9 protein-coding genes are annotated in these 11,376 nt (G+C 67.0%); 4 read left to right on the top strand and 5 right to left on the bottom strand.

Annotation, left to right across the window (positions count from 1 at the left end; translation table 11 throughout):
• Together KHY18_RS14105 and KHY18_RS14100 are read right to left on the bottom strand one after the other, a co-directional pair.
• Positions 1-429: TetR/AcrR family transcriptional regulator (locus tag KHY18_RS14105; RefSeq protein ID WP_213300848.1), on the bottom strand; the 429-nt coding region annotated here is incomplete at its 3' end.
• 89 nt (positions 430-518) lie between these two features.
• Entirely contained in the window at positions 519-980 is a 462-nt protein-coding gene (locus tag KHY18_RS14100; protein WP_213300845.1) for a CBS domain-containing protein, read from the bottom strand.
• Positions 981-1,283: 303 nt separating this feature from the next.
• Here KHY18_RS14100 and egtD point away from each other — a divergent pair, with 303 nt between their 5' ends.
• Together egtD and egtB are read left to right on the top strand one after the other, a co-directional pair.
• Positions 1,284-2,225 carry an L-histidine N(alpha)-methyltransferase gene (gene egtD / locus KHY18_RS14095; RefSeq protein ID WP_249729130.1) on the top strand — a complete coding sequence of 314 codons (942 nt, stop codon included), beginning with the start codon at positions 1,284-1,286 and terminating at the stop codon, positions 2,223-2,225.
• A gap of 116 nt (positions 2,226-2,341) precedes the next feature.
• A complete protein-coding gene (egtB, locus tag KHY18_RS14090) occupies positions 2,342-3,589 on the top strand; it encodes an ergothioneine biosynthesis protein EgtB (protein ID WP_213300838.1) in 1,248 nt (415 codons plus the stop codon).
• 6 nt (positions 3,590-3,595) lie between these two features.
• Here the strand turns inward: egtB and KHY18_RS14085 are convergent, their stop codons facing one another.
• Genes KHY18_RS14085 through KHY18_RS14075 form a run of 3 tightly spaced genes read right to left on the bottom strand, consistent with a single transcriptional unit; the run spans position 3,596 to position 7,278 of the window.
• Positions 3,596-4,600 carry an ABC transporter ATP-binding protein gene (locus KHY18_RS14085; RefSeq protein ID WP_213300836.1) on the bottom strand — a complete coding sequence of 335 codons (1,005 nt, stop codon included), beginning with the start codon at positions 4,598-4,600 and terminating at the stop codon, positions 3,596-3,598.
• Positions 4,601-4,602: 2 nt separating this feature from the next.
• A complete protein-coding gene (locus tag KHY18_RS14080) occupies positions 4,603-6,234 on the bottom strand; it encodes an ABC transporter permease (protein ID WP_213300833.1) in 1,632 nt (543 codons plus the stop codon).
• A 24-nt stretch (positions 6,235-6,258) separates the two neighbouring features.
• Complete coding sequence (locus KHY18_RS14075) at positions 6,259-7,278, bottom strand: extracellular solute-binding protein (protein WP_213300830.1); 1,020 nt, start codon at positions 7,276-7,278, stop codon at positions 6,259-6,261.
• Between the two features lie 438 nt (positions 7,279-7,716).
• Here KHY18_RS14075 and KHY18_RS14070 point away from each other — a divergent pair, with 438 nt between their 5' ends.
• Both KHY18_RS14070 and tadA read left to right on the top strand, forming a co-directional pair.
• Positions 7,717-9,864: a TonB-dependent receptor domain-containing protein gene (locus KHY18_RS14070; protein WP_213300827.1), complete on the top strand. Its 2,148-nt coding sequence runs from the start codon at positions 7,717-7,719 to the stop codon at positions 9,862-9,864.
• Between the two features lie 354 nt (positions 9,865-10,218).
• A complete protein-coding gene (tadA, locus tag KHY18_RS14065; protein WP_213300824.1) occupies positions 10,219-11,361 on the top strand; it encodes a tRNA adenosine(34) deaminase TadA in 1,143 nt (380 codons plus the stop codon).
• Positions 11,362-11,376: the final 15 nt, after the last annotated feature.

The raw sequence follows: 11,376 nt of genomic DNA, 5'->3' as shown, positions 1-11,376 counted from the left end.
GTCGGCGCGCACCAGACCCTGCGCCTGGGCGCGTTCGAGCGCGGGCGCGAACGCGTCCCAGGCGCGCTGGCGCACGGCCTTGAAGCGTGGATCGTTGAGGCTGGCGCTGCGCCAGTAATCGGACAGCGTGGGCGAGCTCACGATGCGTTCGGACAGATAGGCCATCAGTTCAAAGAAGGCATCGGGGCCGTCCTGCAGCTTGAGCGCCTGGTCGTGCAGACGCTGGGTAGAGCGTTCGAGCAGGCCCAGCAGGATGGCGTCGCGGTCGGGAAACTGGCGGTACAGCGTGGCGCGGCCCACGCCCGCATGTTCGACCACGAGTTCCAGCGGTGCATTGACGCCGTGGACGGTGAAGACGGCGTCGGCCGCGTCCAGCAGTTGCGCGCGGCGCAGCGCCGCATCGGGGCGCTTGGCAATGGGGGAATTCATGGGTTTAATTATCGGACAGTTTTGTCCGTTATGGCGCCGGTGCGACAAATGGCCCTGGTGGCTGCCGGCTTTTGACCCACCGGCTGTTCTCAGGTGCGCTGGGCGCGCTCGCGCTGAATGCCGCGGCCAATGGTCGCGGCGAGCATGCCCAGCTCCTGGGCCAGCACTTCAAGAATGTCGTCGAGCGCGACCAGGCCTATCAACACCTGCTGCGCAGTGACCACGGGAATGCGGCGCACGCCATGCGCGCGCATGCTGCGCAGCACGTCGATCAGCGAAGCGTCTTCGGCCGCGGTCACGGGCTTGGCGGTCATCACTTCGCCTACCGTGAGGTCGTCGGGAGCAAGCTCGGGCGCGATCACGGAAATCACGATGTCGCGGTCGGTCAGCACGCCCGCGACGGTGCGCAGGCCCTGGGTTTCATCGACCACGACCAGCGCTCCCACATGGTGTTCGCGCATCAGCCGGGCCGCGGTCACGAGGTCGGTGTGGCGATAGGCAATGGCGACTTCACGCGTGCAGATTTCGCCGGCAGTCAAACGTTCGCTCATGGCAATCTCCCGTAAGGAATGCGATGTCGGCGCCCGCTGCCAGACGCCGATGCCTGGTGTCGATGATGGCTCCAACACCGCAGCGGGTCAATGCGGCGCGCGGACCCGCGCCTGCGTCACGTGCCTGTTACACGCGTTCCTGTCCTACCCGAGGCGCGCGCGCGCGTGGCTAGGCTGGAGTCAGGGTCTGCGCGCCCGCCTGTGAACGGCGGGCCGTGCAGGCGTTCTTGCCGCTTTTTCGGGAAGGGTCCGCGCACCATGTTGCTTTCCGTTGTTCCCGCCGATGCCCAGGCACCGCCATCCATGTCCACACTGCCTGGCGATGCCGCGGCGCAGCATGCGCGCAAGGTGCTGGCACGTGATTTGATGCGCACGCCGGCGCATATTTCCGCGAAGTATTTCTACGACCAGCGCGGCTGCGAGCTGTTCGAGGCCATCACCCGCCTGCCCGAGTACTACCCGACACGCACCGAGAAAGCGCTGCTGCAGGCGCGCGGCGCCGATATAGCGCGCAGCGTGGGGCCTTGCACCAGTCTGATCGAACTGGGCGCGGGCAACTGCGAGAAAGTGCGTCTGCTGCTGCCTGCCTTGCAGCCCCGGTGCTTTGTCGGCGTCGATGTGGCGGGCGACTTCGTGCAGGCCGCGGTCGAGCGCCTGGCCCAGGATTTTCCCGGTCTTGAAGTCTGTGCCGTGGAGGCCGACATCACCGCGCCCGTGACCCTGCCCGCGCGCATCGGCGAACAGGGACGGCTGGTGTTCTACCCGGGCTCGTCGATAGGCAATTTCGACCCCGACCAGTCGATGACGCTGCTGCGCCAGATGCGCGCGCTTGCAGGCGAAGGCGGCGGGCTGCTGATAGGCATAGACCTGCCCAAGGAGAGGCTGGTGCTCGAAGCCGCGTACAACGATGCGGCCGGTGTCACGGCCGAGTTCAATCGCAATGCGCTGGCGCATGTGAACCAGTGCCTGGGCAGCGACTTCGATCCCGCGCAATGGGAGCATGTGGCGTTCTTCAACGCCGCGCATTCGCGCATCGAGATGCATCTGCAGGCGCGCGAAGCCGTGCAGCTGCGCTGGCCCGGCGGCGCGCGTGCGTTCGCACAGGGCGAGCGCATCCATACCGAAAACAGCTACAAGTACCCGTTGCCGCTGTTTCTGCAGATGCTGACCCAGGCCGGCTTCAAGGCCTGCAAGGCCTGGACCGATGAAAAAGATTGGTTTGCGGTGATCCATGCAAAGACGTGAATCCCCCCTGAGGCGCCTGCGCGCCTTCCCCCCAGGGGGACGGCACCATCGCTGCGGGGCGGCCCTTGCTCGGTGCCCCTGGCCTGGGACATGCCAGGTCTTGCGCAGCGTAATCAATGACCGGAAGGAGCATGATGTCGGCGCCGGGAAATGATTTGGCTGCTGCCTATGTCCGAGTGCGTCAAGCCAGCCACGCGCTGGCCGCGCCGCTGTCGGCCGAAGACTGCTGCGTGCAGTCCATGCCCGATGCGAGTCCCGTCAAATGGCATCTGGCGCACACCACCTGGTTCTTCGAGACTTTTGTGCTCGAACCCCATGAACGCGGCTTTGCGCCGTTCCACCCCGCGTTTCGCGTGCTGTTCAACTCGTACTATCAGGGCGTGGGCGCGCGCCATCCGCGCGCCGAGCGCGGGCTGATCACGCGGCCCGGGCTGGCGCAGGTACTGGCCTACCGCGCCCATGTCGATGCGCGCATGCATGCGCTGCTGGTCGGTGGCGTCGACGCATCGTTGCATGCGCTGATCGAACTGGGACTGCAGCACGAGCAGCAGCACCAGGAACTGCTGCTGACCGATATCAAGCACCTGCTGTCGTGCAACCCGCTGCTGCCGGCCTATGCGAATGCTGAAACCGCGCGCGCGCCAGCAGAGCCCGCGCCGCTGCGCTGGTTGCCGCAGGACGCGGGCCTGCACGAGATCGGCCATGCGGGCCAGGGCTTTGCGTTCGACAATGAATCGCCGCGGCACAGGGTCTACCTGAATGCGTTCGCGCTGGCTTCGCTCCCGGTCAGCAATGCCGAGTACCAGGCCTTTGTCGATGGCGGCGGCTATGCCGATGCGGGCCATTGGCTGTCGGAAGGCTGGGACTGGCTGCAGACCAAGGGCCGCGCGGCGCCGCTGTATTGGCAGTGCCGTGACGACGGCGGCTGGGCCGAGTTCACGTTGCAAGGACTGCAGCCGCTGGCGCCCGCCCAGCCCGTGGTGCATCTGAGCTATTACGAAGCCGATGCCTATGCGCGCTGGGCCGGCGCGCGCCTGCCGACCGAAGCCGAATGGGAATGCGCGGCGCCGCAGATGAGGGGCCAGGCAGCGCCTGCGCCCGCCCAGCGCCTGCATCCCGCGGCGCATGCCGCGCCCGGCGAAGTCTGGGAATGGACCCAGTCGAGCTATGCGCCTTACCCGGGGTTTCGCTGCGCCGAAGGCGCGGTGGGCGAGTACAACGGCAAGTTCATGGTCAACCAGTATGTGCTGCGCGGCGGCTCCTGCGCGTCGCCGCCGGGCCATGTACGGCCCACTTATCGCAACTTCTTTCCGGCCGGCGCCTGCTGGCAGTTCACGGGCCTGCGCCTGGCGCGCGATCTTTGAAAAGGTCTATACGGCCAGCTGCACGAACACCGCTTCGTCAGGCGCATGCACCTGCGTGAGCGGAGACTGCGCCATGAGCTTTTGCCCGCCCTGCAATTGCAGGCTGTAGATCAGATGGCTGCCGCGGAACTTGCATTCGAGCACCGTGGCGGGCAGGCCGGTCGCGCCCAGGCCCAGGTGTTCGGGTCGCAGCAGCACCTGCACGTCGTCGCCCCGCGCGTAGTTCGGCTGTGAGGCCGGCAGGCGGCCCAGCACCGTGTCCCAGCCGCCTTCGGCGCGCGCGGTCGCGGCCAGCCATACGCCTTCGCCGACGAACTGCGCGACTTCGCGCGTCGCGGGCGTGCAGTAGACCTGGGTCGCCGAGCCCCATTGCATCAGCTGGCCTTGCGCCATCACGCCGATATTGTCGGCCATGGCAAATGCTTCGTTCTGGTCGTGCGTGACCATCAGCGCCGTCGCCTGGGCCTGCTTGAGAATCGCGCGCACTTCGCGCGCAATGCTTTCGCGCAGGCTCGCGTCGAGGCTGGAAAAAGGTTCGTCCATGAGCAGCAGGCGCGGGCGCGGCGCGAGCGCGCGCGCCAGCGCCACGCGCTGCTGCTGGCCGCCCGACAGTTCATGCGGCCAGCGGCTTCCCATGCCCTGCAGACCCACGAGTTCGAGCATTTCGGCGATGCGCGCCGGGCGCTGGGCCGCGGGCAGGCGGTGCAGGCCGAAGCCCACGTTGCCCGCGACATCGTGGTGCGGGAACAGCGCGTGCTCCTGGAACACCATGCCGATGTCGCGGCGCTGCGGCGGCAGACAGTGTCCGGGCGTGGACACCTGCTCGCCCTGCAGCGCGATCGCGCCTGCGCGCACCGGCTCGAAGCCCGCTACCGCGCGCAGCAAGGTGGTCTTGCCGCAGCCCGAGGCGCCCAGCAGACAGCCGATTTCGCCCTGGGCGAGTTGCAGGCTCACCTGGTGCACCACGGTGGTGTCGCCATAGCCCAGGGAAACGTTGTTGACTTCAAGCATCACTATTTCTCGGTTTTCTCGGTCTGCCGCATCAGCAGCACCACGGGAATCACGCCCACCAGCACGATGGCCAGCGCGGGCAGCGCGGCCTGGTCCCACAGCGATTCGGAGGTGAGCTGGAATACGCGCACGGCCAGCGTGTCCCAGCCGAACTGGCGCGTCATCAGCGTGATCGGCATTTCCTTCATCACGTCGACCATCACCATCAGGAAAGCCGACAGCAGGCCGGTGCGCAGCAGCGGCAGGTGCAGGCGGCGCAGCGTCTGCCAGGGGCCCAGGCCCAGCGAGGCGCAGGCATCTTCCTGGCTGCGCGTGATGCGCTGCATCGCGCTGTCGGTCGCGTGATAGGCCACGGCCAGAAAGCGCGCGGCCAGCGCCAGCAGCATGGCCGCAAGACTGCCCTTGAGAATGCCCAGCGTCTCTATGCCGAACGGCGCGAGCCAGGCCATCAGCTGCGCGTCCAGCCAGGCAATCGGCACGAACACGCCCACGGCCAGCACCACGCCGGGCAGCGCGTAGCCGAGAACGGCGATGCGCACGGTCCAGCGCGTGAGCGGGTCGGCGTGGCGTCTGCGCACCCAGGCCAGCAGCAGCGCCAGCACCGTGGTCACGGCGGCGGTGACCAGGCCCAGATAAAGCGTGTTCCAGGCATAGCCCCAGTAGTCGGCGTTGAGATCCGTGCGCCAGACCGACAGCGCCCATACAACGATCTGCAGCATGGGCACGGCGAACGCCGCGCCGAACACCAGCAGGCAGGCGGCGCTGGCGAGCCAGCGCGCGCCGCCGTGCAGTGCGATGCGCTGGTGGCGCGAAGGCGAGGCGTGAAAGCGCTGGGCGCTGCGCGAACGCTGCTCGGCGGCGACCAGCAGCAGCACGACCAGCACCAGCAGGCTCGCGAGCTGGGCCGCGGCCGCCATGTTGTGCATGTCGAACCACGACTTGTAGAGTGCGGTGGTGAAGGTGTCGAAGTTGAACACGGCGATCGCGCCGAAGTCGGCCAGCACCTCCATCAGCGCCAGCGCCAGGCCCGCGCCTATCCAGGGCCGGGCCAGCGGCAGCGCGACCTGGAAGAACGCCGCGAGCGGGCTCAGGCCCAGCGCCTGGGCGGCTTCCATGCAGCGCCGGCCCTGGGTCAGAAAGGCGCTGCGCGCGAGCAGATAGACATAGGGATAGAACGCCATGGTCAGCACCATCACCAGCCCCCAGAGGCTGGCGCGGATGTCGGGAAACCAGCGGCTGCTGCCGAACAGTTCGCGCAGCGCCGACTGCACCGGGCCCGCGTACTCGAACAGCCCCATCTGCACGAAGGCCAGCACATAGGCGGGAATCGCCAGCGGCAGCACCAGCGCCCACGAAAAGAAGCGGCGCCCGGGAAAGTCGCACATGGCCGTGAGCCAGGCGAGCGGCACGCCCACGGCCAGCACGGCCAGGGCCACGAGCACCAGCAGCAAGGCGGTGTTGCCGAGCACGCGCGGCAGCACGTACTGCCACAGGTGCTGCCAGATTTCGGCCTGGGGCGCGAGCGCCAGGCCGACGACGGCCAGCAGCGGAATCAGGGTGAGCAGCGCGATAGGCGCTGCCAAAGCGAAACCGCGCCAGCCGGAGGCGGGCGCGGTGCGGTCTACGAAAGACAAGAGACGGTTACCTCAGTGGCGCGATCAGCGGTAGCCCACGCGGTCGAGCAGGCGAATGGCTTCGGCCTGGTGCGAGCCGATGGCGGCGGCGTTGAGCGGGCTGGGCGTGAACTTGCCCCAGGCCTGCACGATGGGGTCGGCCTTGGCCTTGGTGTTGATCGGGCTCTCGAACGTGCCATGGGTGTAGGCGGTCTGCACGCCTTCGGATGCCAGCCACTCGAGCAGCTTGCGCGCACCTTCGGGGTTCTTGGCGTTGGTGGTCACGCCCGCGCCCGACAGGTTCACGTGGGCGCCGCCCTGGTTCGCGCCCTGGTTGGCCCAGAACAGCTTCACGCCGTTGCCGAACTCGGGTTCCTTGGACAGGATGCGGCCGTAGTAGTAGGTGTTGGCGATGCCGACATCGCACGGGCCCGCGGCGATCGCCTTGAGCAGGCTGTTGTCGTTGGTGAACACGTCGCCGGCCAGGTTGTTGACCCAGCCCTTGGTGATGGCCTCGGCCTTTTGCACGCCGTGCTTGGCGATCATCATGGCGACCAGCGACTGGGTGTAGGTCTGCTTGCCGGTGCGCAAGCACAGCTTGCCTTTCCACTTGGGATCGGCCAGATCCTCATAGGTGCTCAGCTGCGCGGGCTGCACGCGGCCGGGCGCGTAGAAGATCGTGCGTTCGCGCTGCGACAGGCCGTACCAGCGGCCTTGCGGGTCGCGGAAGTTGGCGGGCACGTTGGCGTTGAGCATGGGCGAGTCGATCTTGCGCAGCAGGCCGCGTTCGGCCGCATTGTGCAGATTTCCCATGTCGACGGTGATCAGCACGTCGGCCGGCGAGCTCTTGCCTTCGGCCGCCAGGCGCTCGGAGAGCGAGCCGCCGCGGTCGGTCAGCAGATTGATCTTGACGCCGGTCTGCTGGGTGTACTGGTCCAGCGTGGGCTTGAGCAGGTTCTCGATGCGCGACGAGTAGACGGTGACTGCCGCGGGCGCGGGCTGGGCCTGTGCCAGGGTGGCGAAGCCGGCCGCGCCGACGCACAGAACTGTTTTCCAGATTTTCATGGTGTATTTCGAGTCAGGAAGGGTGGAGCCCCGCTGCCAGGGGAGGGCAGCGATCCAATGAAAGTTGGGGGGAGGGCAGGAAGCCGGACGATTTTTGTATTGGTTGTGCGTCCGACTTGGGAATAAGAACAATTCCCGCCGGCAAATTCTAAACAGGTTGCGGAATGGGGGGCGTTCGAATTTCCGCAGTGCGGCGCGGGAGTTCCCTGTGACGCGCTGTGCTGGACGTAGGTTTCCAACAACATTCAACCGGTGCTTCAGGGGTTTGAGAATAAATCTCATTGCTATCGCCTATGATCGGCGCGCAAGCCCTTACATAAAGACACATGACATCGAGGGCTGTCCAAGCCGCGGACCCGTGCTTCACCGGGACCGTTTCGGCACACCCAACCCTTTCCTCGTAAAAAAATCGCCGGCCTGCTCCGGCGAGGAGACGTCATGCCTGTCAAAAACTATTGCACTCTTACCCTTCTGGCCGCGGCCTGCGCGTCGGCGTTCGCCCAGTCCACGCCGGCCCAGGCGATGTCCGAAGTGGTGGTCTCCGCCTCGGGCTTCGAGCAGGAACTCAAGCAGGCGCCGGCGTCGATTTCCGTGGTCACGCGCGAGGAACTCGAGACCAAGAACTTCCGCGATCTCGCCGAAGCGCTGCAAGGCGTCGAAGGCATAGACGTGATGGGCGGCACGGGCAAGACCGGCGGCCTGGACATCAGCATCCGCGGCATGCCCAGCGACTACACGCTGATCCTGATCGACGGCCGGCGCCAGAACGTCGCCGGCGACGTCACGCCCAACGGCTATGGCGCGGCGCTCAACAGCTTCATGCCGCCGGTGTCGGCGATAGAGCGCATCGAAGTCATCCGCGGCCCGATGTCCACGCTCTACGGTTCCGACGCCATGGGCGGTGTGGTCAACATCATCACGCGCAAGGTGGCCAAGGAGTGGGGCGGCGAAGTCAGCGCCTCGGCGGGCCTGCCGCAGGACAGCTCCTGGGGCAACCAGGCGCGCGGTAATTTCTACCTCAGCGGCCCGATCAAGAACGACGTGCTGGGGCTGGCCATTCGCGGCAGCATTTACGACCGCGAAGCCTCCGACTGGGTGCTGCCGCCCGACACCACGCAGCCCACGCAGGCGCGCAACCCCGCGCCCGCCGAAAGCCGCCAGCACAACATCGGCGCGCGCCTGTCGCTGACGCCCACGCGCGGCCATGATCTGTGGCTCGACGTGGAGCAGGGCCGCACGCGCTACGACAACTCGGACGGCCGTCTGGGCAATCGCGATGCGCTGGCGCCGCGCAACCCGCCGGGCTATGCCGACACGCTGCGCTTCAACCGCGACCAGATCGCCATCGGCCACAATGCCGTGCTCGGTTTCGGCCGGCTCGAAACCAGCCTGATGCGCACCGAAACCGAAACCCTGGGCCGCACCATTCCCGGCGCGGCCGTGCCTACCAACGACCCGCGCCGCGGCACGGCGCGCGAACTCAGCACCACCAACGTGGTGCTCGACTCCAAGCTGGTCGCGCCGCTGGGCGAGTCGCATATGCTGACCGTGGGCGGCCAGTGGTGGGATGCGAAGCTGACCGACGGCCTGCTGCCCGATCGCCATGGCCAGACCATGTGGTCTCTGTTCGCCGAAGACGAATGGCGTCTGCGCCAGGACCTCACGGCCACGCTGGGCGCGCGCTATGACCACCACGACGCGTTCGGCGGCCAGGTGAGCCCGCGCGGCTACCTGGTCTGGGATGCGAGCAAGCAGTGGACGTTCAAGGGCGGCGTGAGCCGCGGCTTTCGCGCGCCGCGCCTGAACCAGCTGATCGACGGCGTGAGCGGCGTCTCGGGCCAGGGCGCTATCCTGAACATCGGCAACCCGAATCTCAAGCCCGAAGTCAGCACCAATACCGAGATCTCGGCGCTGTTCGACAGCCTGGGCGGCGTCACGGCGTCGAGCACGCTGTTCTACAACCGCGTCAAGGACAAGATCAGCAGCGGCGGCAACTGCGCCAGCCAGGCCATCTCGAGCTGCAGCTTCAATCCCACGGCCGACTACAGCATCAACGTCGACCAGGCCAAGACCTGGGGCCTGGAGCTGAGCACCCGCGCCCAGCTCGCCAAGGAATGGAGCATGCGCGTGGGCTACACCTGGACCAACAGCGAAGTGCTCGAAGGTGGCGTGAAGACCGGTCAGCTGGCGCTGACGGCCAAGCACATCGCGACCGCACAGGTCGACTGGAACCCCAACGCGCAGTGGCGCCTGTGGGTGCGCGGTGAATACCGCGGCAAGAGCCCGCGTTTCAATGCGCTGCCCGAAACGCTCAGTGCCGCCAACCTCGCGATCTACAACGCGGTCGGCGACCACACCAAGGCCTACGGCATGCTGCACCTGGGCGGCAGCTACGAGCTGTCCAAGAGCGTGACGCTCAGCGCCAACATCTTCAACCTGCTGGACAAGGACTTCCGCAAGTACCGCCAGATCAACGCCAACGGCACGCCCACGCAGATCAACGAGTACTTCCAGGGCGGTTCGTCGATCGCCGGCGCCACGCCGCCCGGTCGCACGCTGTGGGTCACGGCGAATGTGAAGTTCTGATCGCCCAGGCCGCAGGCCTGCCGCGCAAAAGCCAGCCGGCCTCCACCGGCTGGCTTTTTTTGTGGTGCATCGCGGGTACTACCTATACCAATTAGGTATGTGTTTATTTACAGATAAGCACATTTATTTTGCGTGTTCTTATCCCCGGGGCGTGTGGACGGATCTGTGGAAAACTCCCCAGGTAACCCGCGAAACCCGCGCCAGCATTGGCTTGCGACGCAGTGCTTAAAAAATGGGCAGTGTGGGTAAGAGGCGCTGCCGGCCCCGCGCAGCGGCCTGGCTGGCCGGCGCCGGCGTGCATTACGATCGGGTACGCGCCGCCTCCCGTGGCGCGAGCGAGCAAGAGAAAAGTGCATGGAATTGCTGAGCAACGATGAGGCCGGAATGCGCGCCGCGCTGGCGCAGGCGCAAGCCGCGGCCGAGGCCGGCGAAGTGCCCGTGGGCGCGGTCGTGGTCAAGGACGGCGTGCTCGTCGGCCGCGGTCGCAACGCGCCCGTGGCCTCGAACGATCCCACGGCCCATGCCGAAATCCAGGCGCTGCGCGACGCCGCGCAACAGCTGGGCAATTACCGGCTCGACGGCTGCACGCTGTATGTGACGCTCGAGCCCTGCGCCATGTGCAGCGGCGCGGCCCTGCATGCGCGCGTGGCACGCGTGGTCTACGGCGCGGCCGAGCCCAAGACCGGCGCCGCGGGCTCGATACTCGACCTGTTTGCCGAGCCGCGCCTGAACCACCACACGCAGATCGTGCGCGGCGTGCTTGCCCAGGAGTGCAGCGCTCTGCTGTCGCGGTTCTTCCAGCAGCGCCGGCGCCAGAACCAGGCCGCGGCCCGGGCCGCCCATCCGCTGCGCGACGATGCGCTGCGCACGCGCGACGCCGCTTTCGCGGACCTGCTCGACTACGCCTGGGCACCGCGTTACGTGAGCGACTGGCCCAGCCTGCAAGGCTTGCGTCTGCACTATCTCGACGAAGGCCCGCGCGACGCGCCGCTGACCTGGCTGTGCCTGCACGCCGACCCGGGCTGGAGCTACCAGTACCGCCATATGCTGCCGGTGTTTCTGGCCGCGGGCCACCGCGTGGTCGCGCCCGATCTGATCGGTTTCGGCAAGAGCGACAAGCCCAAGAAGCCCGGCTTTCACACGCTGGATGCGCATCGCCAGATTCTGCAGGACCTGCTGCGGCACGCTGATTTGCAGCGCTGCGTGCTGGTGGTGCAGGGCAGCGCGGCGGGGCTGGCCGCTGCGCTGGTCATGGCCGCGCGCGAGCGTTTCGCGGGCGTGCTGTTGCTGGAGAGTGGATCCGACGCGAGCGCTGCGCAAGCCATTGCATTCAGCGCGCCATTTCCCGATCGTGGCCATCGCGCGGCGCTGCAGGCGTTCGCGGCAATGCATGGCGCGCAGGAACTGGCCTTGCCCGAAGGAATGCCGATGTACCGCGGCGCCGCACCCAGCGCCGACATGGCCTTGCAGGCTGTGGAATACTTCAGCCCATCTTAGAGCGGTTTCATTTGA

Origin of the sequence: Acidovorax sp. CCYZU-2555 (genome assembly GCF_018413525.1) — a bacterium.
Lineage (GTDB): Bacteria > Pseudomonadota > Gammaproteobacteria > Burkholderiales > Burkholderiaceae_C > Comamonas.
This window is presented reverse-complemented; position numbering and strand designations above follow the sequence as displayed.

Excerpts from the sequence above, each read along its gene's own strand:
- KHY18_RS14070 (WP_213300827.1), top strand. The coding sequence starts at position 7,717 with ATGCCTGTCAAAAACTATTGCACTCTTACCCTTCTGGCCGCGGCCTGC.
- KHY18_RS14075 (WP_213300830.1), bottom strand. The coding sequence starts at position 7,278 with ATGAAAATCTGGAAAACAGTTCTGTGCGTCGGCGCGGCCGGCTTCGCC.
- egtB (WP_213300838.1), top strand. The coding sequence starts at position 2,342 with ATGACCGGAAGGAGCATGATGTCGGCGCCGGGAAATGATTTGGCTGCT.
- egtD (WP_249729130.1), top strand. The coding sequence starts at position 1,284 with ATGTCCACACTGCCTGGCGATGCCGCGGCGCAGCATGCGCGCAAGGTG.
- tadA (WP_213300824.1), top strand. The coding sequence starts at position 10,219 with ATGGAATTGCTGAGCAACGATGAGGCCGGAATGCGCGCCGCGCTGGCG.
- KHY18_RS14100 (WP_213300845.1), bottom strand. The coding sequence starts at position 980 with ATGAGCGAACGTTTGACTGCCGGCGAAATCTGCACGCGTGAAGTCGCC.
- KHY18_RS14085 (WP_213300836.1), bottom strand. The coding sequence starts at position 4,600 with ATGCTTGAAGTCAACAACGTTTCCCTGGGCTATGGCGACACCACCGTG.